Consider the following 17,489-nt stretch of genomic DNA (forward strand, 5'->3'; position numbering starts at 1 on the left):
AAGACCATCGTTATCAGGAACTATGCTGAGGCTCGCGAGAAGAGCGATCTCGACGACGGCCGCGGTGACCAGCATGACCCTGCTCGCGGCGACCGCCGACACCGCCTCCGCCGCCTCGCGGACCACCGCTGTGGCCGTCGCCGAGGCCGCCCTGGCCTCCCAGGCCGAAGCGGCGTCGGACGCCCCGCCCGGGTTCCCGGACATCAACTGGGACCGCTGGCCGGAGTGGAGCATCTGGACCAGCTTTGCACAGCCGGACGTCACCGTCTGGAACGCCTGGATACCCAGCGCCGCCACCGGTGAGCAGGGGCTCGCCGACATGTGCCGCCTGGGCCGCGTCCTGCACACCGGCGGCCCGCTGGTGAAGGGTCTGACCAAGACCGCTCTGGCCGGCGCCCCCGAGGACCGGCGCCTCGCACTCACCGAGAACTCCACGGGCGACACCCCCGTCGAGTTGGCGAACTCCAACGACTGGGCGACCGCACCACCGCCGCCCGGATTCCAAACGGAGCAGCAGGAACGCTGGCTGGAACAGATCGGCGAGTTCCAGCACCACTTCGACGCACCTGAATTCGACACCGAAACCCGCGAGTTCCGCCGCGACTCCCACCAGAGGACGCAGGACGCGACCTTCGAGGACCTGGTTCCGCGAGCCGGTGCGGAGTCGGTCGCCCGAGTGGCCGAGATCATCGGCCAGACCAAGGACACCGACGAGTACTTCGTCGAACTCAACCGGTTCCAGACAGAATTGGCGACTCTGCTGGGCTCCGATGCCGGCACGCTGACCGACCTGACCGTCGGGATGTCCGCGGACGACGCCCGCATGTTCCTCCAGGCCGGTGGCTTCCCGAAGACCGCCCCCGAGCCGGGCACCGTCGAGTTCCGCACCGAGGTCGAGGCGCTGAAGACCCGGTGGGCCAACTGCGACCACGAGAACGCCTCCGACCCCTACCGGGTGATGGGCGACGTCGTGGAGACCGCCCGCGCCGAGTACCAGGCGGAGCTGGACACCCAGGCCGAGTACCGGAACACCATCGTCGACGCCGAGTCCCTCGCCTACGACGACCTGTGGAACGCCTCGTTCGCCATGGTCGAGGCGGTCGGCCAGGCATGGGTGGCCGAGGAGATCCTGGCATGGCAGCGTGCGCACGGCGCGAACTGGGTGCCCACGGCTGGAGAGAAGAGCAGGATCGAGGCTGGGCTGAAGGAGACCCAGACCAACATCACCGAGCAGCTGACCCTCGCCCGGTCGTACGTCGAGGACGCCGAGAAGCAGGTGACCCGGGCCGACGCCGCGCAGGAGGCCGCCCTTGAGGCCGCCGCCGAGATCGGCGCACCGCCCGGCCGCGGACTGGCCTACGCGCAACAGTCGGTACAGGTCACGAAGGCGTCGGCGGCGGGGGCCAAGGCCGCCTACCAGGCCGCGAACACCGCGCTGCAGGCGTCGAAGGCGACGGTCGCCGACAACGGCGCCCTGTTCTCCCGGGCCCGTGCCGAGGCGAACGCGCTGGAGGCCGAGTACCGTCGGGTCGCCGCGCAGGAGAACGCGGCGCAGGCCACGAAGGCCGCGAACGCGGCGGCCGAGCAGGCCACGAAGGCCGCCAAAGAGGCCGCGCGCGCCAAGACCGCCCGCGTCCGCGCGGAGACCGCCGAGGCCAATGCCAAGGAGGCCGCCGCGGAGGCCCGCGCCAAGCGGCTGACCGCCGAGGCGGAGAAGAAGGTCGCGGCCGAAGCACGCAAGCGGGCCGACGCCGAACGCGCCGAGGCTGCCGCCGCCGAGGAACGGGCCGCCGCGGAGCGCAAAGCCGCTGCACAGGCCCTGACCAGTGCCGAGGCATCCGCCGCGATCGCCGAGTCCCGGACGTCGGAGGCCCTGGCCGCCGAAATCCGGGCCGCGGATGCCAAAAACAAAGCTCTCGAAGCCGAGCGGAAGGAGGACGCCGCAGCCTCCCGGGCAGCGGCCTACGAAGCTGCCGCAGCGGCGGCGGAAGGCACCGAGGACGCCGCGGCGGCACGCGCGGCGGCGACCGACGCCAGAGCCGCCGCGAACGAGGCGTCAGCGGCTGCGGGTCGTTCCCGCACCGCGGCCAACGAGGCGAGCGCCGCCGCAGTGGCCGCACGCGTCGCGGCGGACGAGTCCACTGCGGCCGCGGGGCGTTCCCGGGCCGCCGCCGAAGGCGCCAAGGCCGCTGCCGCGACCACGCACGCCGAAGCCACCGCGGCCCGTGCCGCGGCGGCCGACGCCATCGACGCCTCCGAGGCGGCCGGCGCCCACGCACGGGCGGCAGAGGCGTACGCCCGTGTCGCCTCGGCCAACGCCGTGTCGGCGAAGGCCAACGCGGATGCCGCCCGGGCGCAGGCCGACCAGGCCCGCACCGAGAGCGCGGTGACCACCGGCCACGCCTGGGCAGCCGCCCAGGCGGCCACGGCAGCGAGTGACGCCGCGGCGCTGGTGATCGATCCCGCCAACGAGGCGATCTCGCTGGGCAGTCCGCACCAGACCAGAGATGCCTCCGCGGGCATGGCTGTGCTCGTCGGACAGAGCGCGCTGAGCCTGTCGGTGCAGCAGGCTGCTGCGGCGCAGGCCCGGGCGGACGAGGCGGCCGAAGCCGCTCTGGCGGCGAAGGAAGCGGCCGACCGTGCCGACGCCGACGCCGTGCTCGCCGCCACCGCCGCGGCCACCGCCGCGGAGCAGGCGGCGAAGGCGGCGGTCTCCGTCACCAAGGCGCAGGCATCCGCCAGTGCCGCGGCGGCGGACGCGCGTGCGGCGCAGACGGCGGCTGTCAACGCCACGAAGTACGAGACCCAGGCGGCGGCCGACGCCGCTGCGGCCGATACCGCGGCCACGGGCGCCGAGAGCGAGGCGGCGAGCGCCCGAGCGGCGGCCTCGGCCGCCGAACTGGACGCCGCGGCCGCCCACGCCTCGGCCGACGCCGCCGAGAGCGACGCCGGTGCCGCGCACGCCGTGGCGGACTACGCCGAGCAGGAGGCGTTGCGCGCCGAGGCCGCCGCCGCGAACGCCCAGGCCAGCGCCCTTGAGGCGGACGCCGCGGCCACGCGGGCGGAGGCGGCGCTCCAGGAGCGCATCGAAGCCGCCCGTGCGGAGAGGGCCGACAGCCCCGTCGACACCGGGGCGGAGCTGACCGCCGACGAGGAGGAGATCCTGCTCGCCGCGTGCGGCCAGACCTGCGTCGATCAGTGGCGTGAGGCGAAGGCGGCCACCTCCCAGGACGTCATGGACTGGGTCAAGGCCAACGGCGGCGAGATCATCCTCGACGTCGTCGGCTACAACGACGCCAAGGCGTGCTTCAGCAAGGGTGACATCGAAGGTTGCCTGTGGACGTTGATCAACGCCGTCAGTCTCGCCGTCGTCGTGGCCAAGCTCCCGCAGCTCACCGTGGCCGTGGGACGGGTCGTGGTGGGGATCAAGGCGTTCTTCGAAGCGTCCGCCAAGGGACGACGGACCCTGAAGAAGCTCCGCGAGATCATCGAGAAGGTCAGGCGCGACCCTGACACCCCGCCCTGCCTCGAAGAAGCGGCAGGTTCCGGTGCCAGGTCCTTCGCCGTCGCCAACAGCACGAACGACGTCTGCGACCTCGACTGGACCATCGAGGACCTGCCCGTCGAGAAGCTGGACGCCCTGGAGGACAAGTACGGCCTCGACGCAGCCGACGGCGTGGACTACAACTGGCAGAAGATGATGGAGAAGGGACCCGACGGGAAGCCCACGAAGAACGCGAACGACCACGCCATCCCCGGTATCGGCACCAACATCGAGGAGCTGGCCAAGTACTTCGCCTCGTGGCGGGGCAAGGCCACCCACATCGACCCCAACACCGGCAACAAGGTCGCCTTCGACGCGAACAAGAAGGTCGTCGTCATCATCAAGGACAGGTACATCCACGGATACAAGATGACCCTGGAGAAGTTCAACGACAAGTACAACCCCCTCACTCCGTAGACCAGTTAGGAAAGACCGACCACGATGAGGACACGGATCAAGCTGACCAGGGCCGGTGAGGCGTTCCAGGGACGGCTCACGGCGACGCAGACGGACCTGATGTGCGAGGCGCTGCGGACACTCGACGGCTGGGCCTCCACGGACGAGGCCCTGGTCGTACAGCTCGGCGCGGACCGCGAAGAGGTCGGCCGACTGCGCGACAGGCTCAAGGGTGACCACAGAACCACCCGGGAGTTCACCCTGACCTCCCGCGAGCTGCACGTCATCCATGCGGCGCTCACGGCGATCGCCCCGATGTTCCTGACGAACGGAGGGTTCTCGGAGGAAGGGTTCCACGACAGGACCAGCTTCTTCCGGGAGAACTTCGACGCCATGGCGTCGAACATCGTCAGCGCCGTGTCCGAGGCCACGGCGCCGTAGGTGACCCGGCCGTCCCACAAGGCGGGCCGCACCCCACTCCGGGTGCGGCCCGTTCGGTTTACGGCCCTGTCCCCCAGCGCCTCGGGAACCCCCGTTCCAAAGGCACGCCGACCGTCGGCCGAGCGGTCGCGGAGGCTGACATTGCCATCTCCGTGATCAAGCATCACCCGAGCAGGTGAAGCGGATGACGAGCCCTGCAATAAAAACTCACCCTTCACAAGGGGCGGCGACACTCCCCGGTTCTACCGGTCACCCTCTGTTGAACGCCCTCAGGACTACCGGTGGCTATGGGGCTGCCGGGCCGGGGCCCTCCCCCCGTGTCCGGCCGGCGCTCCGACGCCATGAACCACGCAACACCTCACGTCGGCGCCCCCGTCGGCGCCTTCACCCAGCTGCTGTCGTCCACGCGGCGCGGCGCCCGTCCCGCCCGGCTCCTCGCCGTGACCGAGCCGCACGCCCGAGCCGCACGCCCGAGCCGCACGCCCGGGGCGCACGCCCGGGGCGCACCGCGGAACCTCACGGAGCGTGCCGAAGCCCTGACCTGCGCGCGCTCGGCATGACGGTCTCGGGACTGGTGAGGGCGCGTGGTGGGGGGCGCGCATTCGCGGCTGAAGCCCGCAGCTCAGTGACGCCGAGTGAGCGGTCAGGGGACAACCTGATCATCCCCATCGACAAGCGCAAGGGCCAGGCGCCCAGCGGCGCCGGCATCTCACGCGCACTCGGCCGCACTCCTGGCCGTGGGACCGCCGGCCCTCCCCGCCAGGCCGAACGTCACTGGTCGCCGGAGCCTCGCGGTGGTGTCATGAGTAGGGAAGACGGCGCGGACGAGCCGGCAAGGGCGCGGCCGCCCCGTCGCACAGCGGAGGAGGCCGATGCCATGACGCTGTACCGCCGCACGGTCGGTGACGTGATGACCGAGGAGGTCCTCACCTTCCGCCCCACCACACCACTCCAGGAGGTCGCCGCCCTGCTGGACGCGAACGACATCGTCGCGGCCCCGGTCATCGACGATGACGGCGTTCCCGTCGGCGTCGTGTCCGCGTCCGACGTGCTGCGGCACGAGACCGGCATGCCCGATCCGCAGGGTCGGGGCGGGAACGACGAGCGCGCCTGGAGCAAGGCCCAGGCGCGAACCGCGGGCGCGCTCATGAGCAGCCCCGTCTTCACCGCCCGCGCCGACTGGACGATCCCCCGGGCCGCGCGGGAACTCCGCAGGCGTCACGTCAAGCAGCTGCCGGTGGTCGGCGACGACGGGCTCCTCACCGGCATCGTCACCCGCAGCGACCTGCTCGACGCCTTCATCCGCTCCGACGTCGAGATCCGCGGCGAGGTCGAGCAGGACGTCCTGGGGCGCATCCTCGGCCTGGACGAGGGCACCGTCGCGGTCGAGGTCCGGGACGGGGTCGTCGTCCTTCGGGGACACGTCCCGGAACCGCGGCTCGTTCCGGTGGTCGTGGGCCTCTGCCAGGGCGTCGACGGTGTCGTCGCCGTGGACGCCCACCTCGCCGCCACCGGGGCGGGCTGAGTGTTCTGCCCCGGGAGGGCCGACCACCAGGTGCGGTCGGGCAGGTCCCGGCACGAGACCGTCCCCACCCACGATCACTCTCCTTTCGCGCTCGGATCCCCGATCGTCGGGGTGGCGGTCGAGGTCTCCGTGCCGGCGGGCGGCTTCGCGGCGGCCGGACTGGCCGGCCTCGCCGCCGCGCTGACCGGATGCCCGCTGTCCCGCCGCTGTCCGTCGCCTCGGCCGCCCGCTTCGGCCCGTCGCGAGCCGGCGAGAAGAACAGGGGCGACTCATGTGCGGTGATCGGCCGCTCGGACCGCGGGGCACCGAGCCGAGCGGGTGACGGTCTCGGCCCGCGTAACCTCTTCCCGTGCCAGCCTCCCGCCTGCATCGCGTCGCCGTCCTCGTGCTCGAGGGTGCGAAGCCGCTCGATGTCGGAATTCCCGCGCAGGTGTTCACGACCCGCGCGAGCATGCCGTACGAGGTGCGGGTGTGCGGGGCGACACCCGGTCTCGTGACCGGCGGCGACGGCCTCGCGTACCACGTCGCCCACGGCCTCGACGCGCTTGCGTGGGCCGACGTCGTCTTCGTCCCCGGCTACCGGTTCCCGGACCGCGACGACCCGCCGCAGGCCGTCGTCGAGGCGCTGATCGCCGCCCACGACCGGGGCGCGCGGCTCGCCGCCATCTCGACGGGCGCCTTCGCGCTCGCCGCCACGGGCCTGCTCGACGGCAGGCGCGCCACGACGCACTGGCACTACACGCGGGCACTCTTGGCCAGGCATCCGCTCGTCCAGGTCGACGAGAACGTGCTGTTCGTCGACGAGGGCAGCGTACTCACCTCGGCCGGCGCCGCCTCCGGCATCGACCTGTGCCTGCACATCCTGCGCGGCGACCTCGGAGTGGCCGCGTCCAACCACGCGGCCCGGCGTCTGGTTGCCGCCCCCTACCGCAGCGGCGGCCAGGCCCAGTACGTGCCGCGCAGCGTCCCCGAGCCGCTCGGCGAGCGGTTCGCCGCCACCCGCGAGTGGGCGCTGCACCGGCTCGGTGAGCCCCTCACCCTCGACATACTGGCGCGGCAGGCCGGGGTCTCGCCGCGCACGTTCTCCCGGCGCTTCGTCGGGGAGACCGGCTGCACGCCGATGCAGTGGGTGATGCGCGCCCGCATCGACCTGGCCCGCGAACTGCTCGAGCGCTCGCAGCGCAGCGTCGAACAGATCGCCGCCGGCGTCGGGCTCGGCACCGGCGCGAACCTGCGCCTGCACTTCCAGCGCATCCTCGGCACCACACCGAGCGAGTACCGGCGCACCTTCACCCGGGGCGAGTGATCCGCCCGGCACCGCGTGGCGGGATCCTTTTGAACCGTGGCGATCCCGCCACTGTCAGGGGCGCGAGCCGCGGGCGAGCCTGGTGTGGAAGGGAAGGGACATCACTCATGACTCGCATCGCCATCAACGGATTCGGCCGCATCGGACGCAATGTGCTGCGCGCACTGCTGGAGCGCGACAGCCCCCTCGAGGTCGTCGCCGTCAACGACCTGACGGAGCCCGCCGCTCTCGCCCGGCTGCTCGCCTACGACAGCACGGCCGGCCGGCTCGGGCGCCCGGTGACCGTCGACGGGGACGCCCTCGTCGTCGACGGCCGTCGCATCACGGTGCTGGCCGAGCGCGAACCGGCGCAGCTTCCGTGGGCCGAACTCGGCGTCGACATCGCCCTGGAGGCCACCGGCCGCTTCACCTCGGCCAAGGCCGCCCGCGCCCACCTCGACGCGGGCGCGAGGAAGGTACTCGTCAGCGCGCCGTCGGACGGCGCCGACGTCACGCTCGCGTTCGGGGTCAACACCGACGCCTACGACCCGGCCGTGCACACGATCGTCTCGAACGCCTCCTGCACCACCAACGCGCTCGCGCCGCTGGCCGCGGTCCTCGACGAACTCGCCGGTATCGAACACGGGTTCATGACGACGGTGCACGCCTACACGCAGGAGCAGAACCTGCAGGACGGTCCGCACCGCGACGCCCGTCGCGCCCGGGCCGCCGGCGTCAACATCGTGCCGACCACGACCGGCGCCGCCAAGGCGATCGGCAGGGTGCTGCCGAACCTCGACGGCAGGCTGTCGGGCGACTCGATCCGCGTACCGGTGCCGGTGGGCTCGATCGTCGAACTCAACACGACCGTCGCCCGCGACGTGACACGCGACGACGTGCTGGCGGCGTACCGCGCCGCAGCGCAGGGGCCGCTCGCCGGCATCCTCGAGTACTCGGACGACCCGCTCGTGTCGTCCGACATCACGGGCAACCCCGCCTCGTCGATCTTCGACTCGGCCCTCACCCGCGTCGACGGCCGCCACGTCAAGGTGGTCGCGTGGTACGACAACGAGTGGGGCTTCTCGAACCGCGTGATCGACACGCTCGAGCTGCTCGCCACCCGCTGACCGGACGCCGGGGCGGTGCACCGCCTCCGGCGACCGCGCCGGCCGGCACTTCCTTCGGGCGCTCCGGTTGACCGGTCGGGCCAACCGGAGCGCCCCGTCACAGAAGCGGGTCCGCCCGGCCTCCGGAGGGTGCGGGAGCGCCACGGCCGGTCAAGGCACTCTTCGAGCGTCGCCCCGGCGACCGACAGGCAACTCCCTGACGACGCGTTCAGCATCCGACATCCCGAGCTGGACCCCACTTGGAACTTCGACTTCGACGATCGAGACGAAATGACTCGCCGACTGCCACGCTTGGCGGCTCTCCACCTCGAGTAAGCGGAAACCTGGGTCACGATGCAAAGTCAGACAGCAGGGCCCAGCAGGTCGCCGATCTCGCCCAGGAACACCCGCCACGGCTCGGACTCCGCGTCGCCCCCGCGTTGATGGGCCGTGGCCCAGCTCTGCATGATCCACATGCGGAAGTCGTTCCAGATGTGTTCGTTGCCGGGTGGTAGCAGGAGTTGCACTTCCAGCACCCGCCGGTATATCTCGGGCCCGCCCGTGCTGAGCGTCATCCCGCCGTCGAGCGCCCGCTGGTATCCGCCGATCTCCTCGAACAGCACTTTCAGCCTGGCCATGTCGGTCATGCCCGCCTCCTGCCCTACCGTGCGCGACGCGTCCGGTCCGGTCCGGTCAATCCGGTTCAGCTCAGCTCAGCTCAGCTCAGCTCAGCTCAGTTCAGTTCAGTTCGCGGAATCCCCAACGGTCCTCGCCCAGACTCCGCAGGGCCATGCGCGCGGACGGATCGTGCCGGTCGTAGATGAGGGAGTGAATGTCCCCGAGGACGGGGAAAGCCGCGGAGTAGTACCCGTGGCCGAGCAGGGAGACGTCGATCGGAGCCGCGTCGATCACGTGCACCGCTCCGGGGAGCGGCAGCGAGGGCCCCTGGCCGGCGCGAGGACCGCGGTGCACGACGGACGAACTCTGCAACGCCAGGTCGCGGGACGACGTGTACAGCGTCGTTCCTTCGGCGATGTGCCGGAAGGAGTCCGCCTCGGACGCGAAGAACGCGCCGTCGATGTCCGGCGCGGCCAGGATGAGCTGGCCCAGCTCGATTCCCTGGGTCCTCGAGGAGTTCTCGGCGGCACGCATCGCGACCCGGAGGACGGCCCTGCTGCCCATGCTGTGCGCGAGGAGGTGCACCTTCTTCGCCGAGGACTTCGCGCAGAGGTCGACGAGGAACTCGCACAGGTGGCGCTCGCTCAGCTGGACGGCGTCCTCGTCGGCGGCGTAACCGTGGGCCGTGCCGCGCGACGGCCAGCTGAAGAACGCCGTGACTCCGGGGATCTTCAGGTCCATGTGCAGTTGGGCGGCACGGACGGCGGCTTCCTCGAACGTCGTCCGGTAGCCGTGCACGTAGACGAACACGGCCCTTCGATCGCTCAGCGTGTCGTCCAGCGCGTCCGCGACCGCCGTCAGGTACGCCTCGCGGTCGAGTGGCCGGGAGCCGACGAACGCCAGCCGGCGCCGCCCGTCGGCGCGCCCGAGACGACGGCGGGGCCGTCCCCCGATCGGCGCCGACGCCGGAACCTCCACGGAGCAGCTTCCACGGTGCAGCGTGGACGACGCCCGGGCGCCGAACTCACCGTTCTCGAGCCGTACGCGATTGGTACCGAACCACACGGTGACCGTCTCGGCACCTGCGTGCCTGCCGTTGCGGTAGACCGTGCTCGCCCCACCGCGCCGATGCAGTCGGGGCTGCAGCGGCTCCGGAAGGTCACCGGCCGCGATCCGGTCACAGGCGGCCTCGAACGCCGCCTCGGCCGCGGCCCCTCGGCCCAACTGCGCGTACCACTCCTCCAGGAAGGCGTCGGCGGTGACGCGCCCGATGCGTCCGGGCAGCCCGATCACCACGGGAGCGACCCCGGCCACCGCATCGGCCTGTGACGGCAGGTAGCAGGAGTCGAGCACGACGATCTCCGGTGCGGCGCCCGGGGGAAGAACCGCGGCCACCCAGTCGCCCGCCGCCGGGGCCGGCGCGCCCGGTGTGACTCCGTGTCTCGCACGGATCCCGTCGTCGGAGCCGACGAGGTGGAGGACGGCGACTGGTTCGCCGCCCGGGAGCGGGAGGGGGAAGGCGAGCCGGTCCGCGGGCACCGTCCGCGGGTCCGGGTCCAGGGCGGCCGCGTGCCCGGCGAGCCCGGCCGGGACGGCGTGCGGGTCCAGCTCGCAGATCACGACCTTCATCCCAGGACTCCCCAGTGCTCGTACGGCCCCCACGACAGCGGTGACGCGGGAGCGGCCGCCCTGCGGCGACGCTGTGCGCGGTTGATGGCGACGGCGGGATCCTCGGGGAGGCCGTCGGCGTAGAAGTCGAGCGCGACCTCGGCCGCGCTGTCGTCCTCGGCAGGCCAGAGCGTGGCGATGACGTGCCTGCATCCCGCCGCGCGGAAGGCCGCGGCGAGGTGCACGGGTTCGTCCGCCCAGCCGTCGTCGGGCGCCGCCGTGTCGCACGCCGACAGGTACGCCAGCCGCATCGCGGTCAGACGCAGCCGTGAGATCGCCGGCACGTCGAGGTCGCCGTCGGTGAGTTCCAGGCAACCGGAGAGGGGATTGTCCGGATCGCTGTACCCGTGGAGCGCGATGTGCGCCGTCGAGCAGGCAGGGAGCGCGTCCAGGACCGTGCGCACCGTCGCGGGTCCCGGGCGCAGGACCTGGTGGTCCGCTCCGAGGAGGTGTTCAAGGACGTCGGCCTCGCGCTCGGCCGCGCGCAGATCCTGCTCCCCGCTCACGATCAGGACGCTCTCCGGGGACGTCCTGGCCGGGACGGGCGCTCGCAGGCCGCGCAGCGTCGCCGTGTAGGAGGAGACCGCACGTTCCAGGAAGTCGCCGGGTTCACGCTCGGCCGCGGCGTGCAGAGGCAGCGCCGTCAGCGCGCCGGTGGGGAGCCAGTGCACGCGGTCGACCGGGCCGCAGACGGCGAGCACGGGTTCCACCACGGCCAGGAACAGCCAGCGGCAGACCGCGTCGAAGGTCTCGCCGAAGCGGCGTTCGGCCGCCGTGCGTCCGGCCTCCGAGCTGTCGGTGGCGGCGTCGATCGCCCGCCGCAGGTCGCCCGCCCGCGCCCGCACGGTGTCGTGTTCCAGCAGCGGAAGCGGTACGTGGACCGCCGCACCGCTCCGGAGGACCACGGCGTCGCACCGCAGCCGGCTGGTGTTCAGGACGATCACGGGTGTGTCGTCGACGTCGTCGATCAGCTCCGCGACCGGTTCCTGCCTGAGGAACTCCCCGAACCCGGGTATCGCGCGGATCCGCTCGATCAGGCGGTCCCACTCGGCGCCGGCGGTATGACGGTCGTCGGACTCGAGATCCTGGGGCCGGGGCATTCCCACCGGGTCCGGGCCGGCCCGGTCCAGGCGGTGACGTGTCCACACGAAGGCGTCGGCCAGCTCCGGCTCGCGCCGTCGTAACTCGGCGAGCAGCGGCACGTCGTCGAGGACGGTCCCGAGGAGCAGCCCGCGTCCGTCCTCCAGGAGCTGCAGTGCTCCGCCGGGGTCGCCGCAGTGGAAGGCCGCCGCCGCCGCGTCGGAGGCGAGGCCGAGGAACCGGCCGAGCTCACGGCCCCGGTCGGCCAGGTCGAGGTGCCCGGGCGCGACCTGGGGCAGTTGCGCCACACCGGTCTCGTAACTGCGCACCGCGCCGGGCCAGTCCCGGACCTCCGCGGCCGCGTCACCGGCGGTCCGTGCGGCGGCGACGCGGATCCGCGGGGGCGCCGTGGGGGAACCGGCCGCCTCGTGGAGGATGTCCCGTGCCGCGGAGAGGCGGCTTCCGTCCGCCCTGTGCCCCGCACGCCATCGCTCGACGAGGGCCGTTCCGAGATTGAGCTGGAACAGGGCGTGGTCGGGGTGATCCGCCGGGGTGGCGGCGACCGCGTCGCGGAAGTGGGAAACGGCCTTTTCCAGATCGGCCGGGACCGAGTGACGGTGGTGGCTGTCCTGGTGCAGTGTGCCCAGCAGCGACAGGTACCGCTGCCGGTCGACGTGGGTCTCGGCCGCCGCCCGGTCGGCGAGCTCGCCCGCCGAGATCGCGTCCCGGAGGTCGGTGGCGGAACCGCGGCGCAGGTAACGGGCGCGAAGGGCCACCGCGAGATTCGCCGCTGTCTGATGGAAGAACGTCCTGGATTCCCCGGTGGTGGCGAGGACGGCGCGGAAATGGTCGATCGCCTCGTCCAGAGCGCCCGACAGGGGGTCCCGTTCGTGCAGGGACCACAGGGCGAGACCGAGGTTGTTGCGGTACAGGCGGTGGTCGGAGGTACCGGGATCGGTTCGGGCCACGGCGGTCCGGGCGGCGTCGACGGCTTCGTTGAGGACCGCGAGATCGCCCGTCCGCTCGTACCGCGTCCACAGGGCGAGCGAGAGGTTCGAATGGTGGGGCGCCTGCCGGCCGTGGTCCTCGGGAAGGAACGCGATCGCCCGTCGGAGCCAGAGGATCGACTCGTCCAGTGCGGCCGGATCACCGTAGGCCTCGTACTTCACCCGGAGCGCGAGGCTGAGGGTGCCCATCTCGATGTCCTTGCTCGGGACGTCGTCGTCGATGGCGCGCACGGCCGCGCGTCCGACCTCGACGGCTTCCTCGAGCGCCTCGGGGTCCCCCGTGCTCTCGTAGGTCATACGGAGCGCGAGCCCGAGGTGCGCCAGATGCGGCCCGCGACGGGGGTGGTCCTCCGGGGTGATCACCAGCGACGCGCGGGCCTTGACCACGCTCTCGGCCAGCGCCTCCGCGTCCGAGGCCAGCTCGTAGCGGTCCTGCAGTGCCGTGCTCAGCGCGGACAGCACGCGGGCTCGCATGTCCTCCGCGACCGCCGCGCAGTCGGACACCTCGCGCATGAGGGCGATCGACTCGTCGAGAGCGGGCAGATCGTCCGTCATCATGCCGTGTTTCTGCAAGTCGAGCGCGAGGTTGTAGGCGCGCCCGTCGCTCGTCGACTCCACGCCGAGACCGCCGCGGAGCAGGTCGATCGACTCCCGCAGGAGGTCGAGGTCGTAGGTCTGGTCGTACAGGCGGCTCAGGGCCAGCCCCAGATCGTTTCCGCAGCGGTAGCGGTCCTCGGGCACCTCAGCCGTTTTGTAGGCGACACGTAACAGGTCCACCGCCAGGACCAGTCGGCCGGTGTCGCCCGTGCGGTCGAACTCGTCCCAGTGCGTCAGGGCACTCGCGTAAGGGTCCATATGCCGCAGCAGTTTATGGTCGGCGGCGTGATTTCGTCCCCCAGCATCGGAAATCTCCCGACCGAAGCGGATCGGTACCGGCGCTTCCGCCTCGTGCGTCCGCCGCCCGCACCGGGCCGGCCCCGCCCACGAGCCCCAACCCGGCGGCCGCTACCGGACGTTACCGCTACCGCTACCTCGACCTCACCCGCCCCGGCGTCGCGCTCGTCCACCGGGCCGGCGCCACGCGTCGGCGATGACGACAGCGCCGAAGCCGAAGCCGAGGCCCTCCGCGGCCTGGCACTCGCCACCACCCCCCGACACATTAGTGCGTTGACAACGCCAACACGCTGGTTTACGGCGCTTGTTGTTGTGTAGGGGGTCCGGGAGCGCCAATCGTGCGGGGGCACAACACCGGGGAAGAGGAGGGGTTCGTCTCGCTCGCGGACGCGCATCTGCCTCCTGCCGGGGCCCTGGTGGGCCAGGGCCGGGCGCTGCTCGCCGAAGACCTCGCACCGCACGGGACCTGCGTGTGCGCACGCTTCGGCCCGGCCGGCCGGCCGATGCTCGCCGGTGCGAACGCGTGCGGGGCGGCGCGAGGCGCCCGCCGGGGCGGGCCGCGCCGTCCCTCACTCCTCCGGTACCAGAGCACCCGCGGCGAGGCCGTCACGGGCGACTTCGGCGAGCCGCCGGCTCAGCTCGTCGACCCTGCGCATGCCTTCCTCGAACGCGGACAGGGCCCGGAAGGCAGTGCCGTACCGACGCTGCTCGTCGATGCCCATGCGGGGGATGCGGGAGCCCCTGCCGTCAAGGCGGTAGGTACCGCTGGCGCTTGTGGACCGGCGGGCGTTGACGGAACTGCGCAGGAATCCCTGCAGATAGTCCGTGTCGAGCTGCTCGCTGGCCGAGACCGGCTCCGGACCGTCGTACGCGACGAGTCCGGCGCGGGCCAGATCCGCGACGCTGGTGGTGGCACCGTCCAGTGAGCCCGGTTCGCCGCCCGGCGCGAGCTCGGGCAGGAGTACGGCGAGTCGACGGACCTGGTCCTCCAGTTCCTTGCGCAGGGCGGCGTATTCACCGGGATAGTCGCGGTGCCGGGACCGGAGATGGTTGCCGGGGGTCAGGTCGACGGTCTCGTCGAGGAGTTCGATCAGCGGCACCTCGGCGACCTGGTCGGGGCGTGGTTCCAGGCTCCCGTCGGGGCTGTTGCCGGTGAGGTCGACCATGCGCACGGTCTGGTTCGTGTCCGCGGCTCCCGCGTTCTCGGGGCGTCTCAGGCACCACAGGTGAACGGGCAGGGCGTGAGACGTCGCTGTGCCCGGCGGCAGGGCAATCACTTGACGGACGATCCCCCGGCGTACGAGCTCTGCCCGGATGCGGCGGCCCGCCCTGCGGTAGGCGACCGAGGCAGGCATGACCATGAGGACCTGGCCGCCGGGCCCGGTGTGGGCATAGGCGTGCTGGAGCCACGCCAGCTCCCCTTCGGCCTTGGACGGGGTACCGAGTTCCCAGCGGGAGTCGAGCAGCAGTTCCTCTCGCCCCCACTCGGTCACGCCGGTCGGCGGGTCGCAGACCACCAGGTCCGCCTTGAGATCCGGCCACTCGTCCGCGCGCAGGGAGTCACCTGCCGCGATGCGCACGCCCGATCGGCCCAGGAGGTCGGCGCGGAGCTGCGCGAAGCGGGCACTGTCGGCATCCGTCTCCTGGCCGCAGCAGCGCGTTCCCGCTTCGGAGGCGACGGACAGGAGCAGCACCCCGATACCGCAGGCGGGATCGAAGACCGTGGCGTCGGCCCGCAGTTCGGGAGCGAAGTGACACATGGCACGCACCACGCGCCCGGACGTCACCTGGTCCGATCCCGCACGCCGGGCGGAGTCCATGAATCGTTCCGTCAGTGCCTTCACAAGGCCGACGGGCGCTTCGGTCCGGGCGAGCTCCTGCACACGGGTGGCGACGTCATCCGGCAGCCCCTGCCCACTTCCTCCGGCCAGCACCGAGGCCACCTCTGCCAGACCCGCGACCATCTGTTCCCCGTACGCGGCTCTCATGGCCTGCCACAGCTCGACCTCGGGCGACACCTCTTGGCCCTTGCGCTGCTTGTCCAGCCATTCCTGGACCTCGGCGAGCGCGTAGAGCGGACTGTTCGCAGCACCTCCCGCCGCCGCGGGGAAGTCGTCGTAGCGCCGACGCCAGTTCGAGACAGCGGCCCGAGTGACTCCGGCCAACCGGGCGATCTCAGAACCGGTAACAAGCGGGCCTACCGGTGGGGCGGCATTGTCCGTCATGCCCCTAGCGTACACGGACCGAAAACCCATCCCCCTGCCCGAATACCTGTTGACAGCAGCAACAATAAGTCGTTTCGCTCTTGACGTGTCCAGGTTCGCCCGAGTCCATTGCGACGCACCTGACCCTGCAGGTTCCGCGGCTCTGCCGTTCGCCGTACCAACGCCCCTTGGGACCGCACCTGCACACCATCACCTTCGGGGCCGGCCCTCGGCCGCCTGCTCACCCCCGCGGGAAGCTCATGGACGCGCGGCACGGGAAGTGCCATGATCACGCGAGTGTCCGGCGTGGGTCCGGTACGCGGGGAGGGAACAGGAGCATGAGGCCCCACCTCGGTGTACCTGTGATTCTGCCGCGTTGCTCATCGCCGCCTCGGGTATGGCGGCCGCCACCCGCGGAGGGGCGCTTCCCGCGAACCGGAAAACCATCCGCCGCCCGCGGCTCCACGGCTGGGGGCGGTTGGCGGTGGCCGTCGCTCTTTGCCGTCGGGCGGTCTTCGGGCTGATGAGCACCGACCTCGACGTCCGGCAGTGGGGGACTCCGACCGGCAGCGTGCTCCTGGTGACCGGCCTCGTCGTGACGGCGGTGAGTCGGCGCACGCCTGGACATCGGCAAGGGATGAGCGCGCCCTGCTCAGGGGCCCTGCTGATCAGGACAGTGATCGGCGGGCTCCGTCGGCCGGACGACACCCACCGGCAGCGGGCTTTCACGGTCGGCCCCACCAGAGCCGGCATGGGCTCCGCCCGCCAGGACGCTCACCGCGCACCCGCCCGGCACCACCATCGGACAGCATCTGGAGCGACATGTTCGAACGACGCATCGGAACCGTCCTGGCCGCCGCCGGGGCCCTCTTGGCTCTGGCCGGTGCAGCGATGTACCTCCTGCCCGGGCCCGGCCTCCCCTTCCTGGTCATCGGCCTCGCCGCCCTCATCACCGGACTCGTCGTGATCGCCGCCACCCGCCGCACCTGATCCCTCACCCGCAGGAGACCCCTCACCCACAGGAGCTCCCGCCCCATGACCTGGCACTGGAGCGGTCTGATCCTCTTCTCCCTCACCCTGCTCCCGGCCGGGTTGATCATGGTCACCGGTCGTGTGCCGGAGCGTCCGCGCACCCGGCTCGTCCCGGCACCACCACGCGCCTGGGCCGTCCTCGCGCTGTACGCCGCCGCGCCTCTCAACGCGATCCCCCGTCTGGCCGGCGCCTCACCAGCGATCGCCTCGGCCGCTACCGCCACCGCGGGCGTGGTGACCGCAACCGGATGCGGGGTCGCGGCCATCGCCTTGCACCGCGCAGCAGGCGCCGCGTCATGACGAGGGCACGGTGCCGGGGCGGTGCGAGATCGGATCGGTCGGCCTCTGGTGGGCCACGCTCACACTCGTACTCCGGCTGCTGAGCCGTCTCACGAACCAGCCCACGGACCTCCCGGGCTGCGCCGTCTCCGCAGTACTGCTGGTCACGGTGGGGGAGGTCGGAGACCGGCTACGCCGGCGCCGGCACGGACACCGCGCGACCAGGGCTTCCTGACCTTCGGTCACCCGCCCTTCGGGGGAGGCGCGTGGGAGTCCTACTGCGACGCGGAGTTCGGCATCAGGCGCGCCCAGGCGCACCGCCCTGTGACCGCTGTCGAACGGCGCACCGTACGAACCGGCGCCGCGCGCCACCGTCCTTCCGCGCGTCCGCATCGCGGCCCGCAGCCCGG

General features: G+C 71.9%; 12 protein-coding genes. 8 read left to right on the forward strand and 4 right to left on the reverse strand.

Annotated features, from left to right (window positions below; all coding sequences use genetic code 11):
* Positions 1-64: 64 nt before the first annotated feature.
* From ACFWVE_RS09520 to gap, 6 genes are all read left to right on the forward strand, one after another.
* Positions 65-3,961, forward strand: a complete 3,897-nt coding sequence (locus tag ACFWVE_RS09520; protein WP_384009897.1) for a hypothetical protein — start codon at positions 65-67, stop codon at positions 3,959-3,961.
* A gap of 24 nt (positions 3,962-3,985) precedes the next feature.
* A complete protein-coding gene (locus ACFWVE_RS09525) occupies positions 3,986-4,381 on the forward strand; it encodes a hypothetical protein (protein ID WP_384009899.1) in 396 nt (131 codons plus the stop codon).
* 341 nt (positions 4,382-4,722) lie between these two features.
* The gene (locus ACFWVE_RS09530; protein ID WP_384009902.1) at positions 4,723-4,941 is read left to right on the forward strand and encodes a hypothetical protein; all 219 of its coding nucleotides are present in this window, start codon (positions 4,723-4,725) and stop codon (positions 4,939-4,941) included.
* Between the two features lie 317 nt (positions 4,942-5,258).
* The gene (locus ACFWVE_RS09535) at positions 5,259-5,906 is read left to right on the forward strand and encodes a CBS domain-containing protein (RefSeq protein ID WP_384009905.1); all 648 of its coding nucleotides are present in this window, start codon (positions 5,259-5,261) and stop codon (positions 5,904-5,906) included.
* A gap of 349 nt (positions 5,907-6,255) precedes the next feature.
* Entirely contained in the window at positions 6,256-7,212 is a 957-nt protein-coding gene (locus tag ACFWVE_RS09540) for a GlxA family transcriptional regulator (protein WP_384009908.1), read from the forward strand.
* Between the two features lie 107 nt (positions 7,213-7,319).
* The gene (gene gap, locus ACFWVE_RS09545) at positions 7,320-8,318 is read left to right on the forward strand and encodes a type I glyceraldehyde-3-phosphate dehydrogenase (protein ID WP_384009911.1); all 999 of its coding nucleotides are present in this window, start codon (positions 7,320-7,322) and stop codon (positions 8,316-8,318) included.
* A 341-nt stretch (positions 8,319-8,659) separates the two neighbouring features.
* Here the strand turns inward: gap and ACFWVE_RS09550 are convergent, their stop codons facing one another.
* The 4 genes from ACFWVE_RS09550 to ACFWVE_RS09565 all read right to left on the reverse strand — a co-directional run bounded on the left by ACFWVE_RS09550 (position 8,660) and on the right by ACFWVE_RS09565 (position 15,789).
* A complete protein-coding gene (locus ACFWVE_RS09550; protein ID WP_384009914.1) occupies positions 8,660-8,944 on the reverse strand; it encodes a hypothetical protein in 285 nt (94 codons plus the stop codon).
* A gap of 91 nt (positions 8,945-9,035) precedes the next feature.
* Positions 9,036-10,544 (reverse strand): alpha/beta hydrolase, encoded by a 1,509-nt coding sequence (locus tag ACFWVE_RS09555; RefSeq protein ID WP_384009916.1) that lies wholly within the window; start codon positions 10,542-10,544, stop codon positions 9,036-9,038.
* Positions 10,541-13,525 (reverse strand): CHAT domain-containing protein, encoded by a 2,985-nt coding sequence (locus ACFWVE_RS09560; RefSeq protein WP_384009919.1) that lies wholly within the window; start codon positions 13,523-13,525, stop codon positions 10,541-10,543. Before ACFWVE_RS09560 ends, ACFWVE_RS09555 begins: the two co-directional genes overlap by 4 nt.
* A gap of 608 nt (positions 13,526-14,133) precedes the next feature.
* A complete protein-coding gene (locus ACFWVE_RS09565; RefSeq protein ID WP_384009921.1) occupies positions 14,134-15,789 on the reverse strand; it encodes a class I SAM-dependent DNA methyltransferase in 1,656 nt (551 codons plus the stop codon).
* A gap of 801 nt (positions 15,790-16,590) precedes the next feature.
* On the opposite strand from ACFWVE_RS09565, the gene ACFWVE_RS09570 reads away from it, so the two are divergent.
* Together ACFWVE_RS09570 and ACFWVE_RS09575 are read left to right on the forward strand one after the other, a co-directional pair.
* Positions 16,591-16,758, forward strand: coding sequence for a hypothetical protein (locus ACFWVE_RS09570; protein WP_384009923.1), 168 nt, complete (start codon positions 16,591-16,593; stop codon positions 16,756-16,758).
* 45 nt (positions 16,759-16,803) lie between these two features.
* Positions 16,804-17,100, forward strand: a complete 297-nt coding sequence (locus tag ACFWVE_RS09575; RefSeq protein ID WP_384009926.1) for a hypothetical protein — start codon at positions 16,804-16,806, stop codon at positions 17,098-17,100.
* Positions 17,101-17,489 lie beyond the last annotated feature (389 nt).

This window comes from Streptomyces sp. NPDC058632 (genome assembly GCF_042717095.1).
GTDB lineage: Bacteria > Actinomycetota > Actinomycetes > Streptomycetales > Streptomycetaceae > Streptomyces.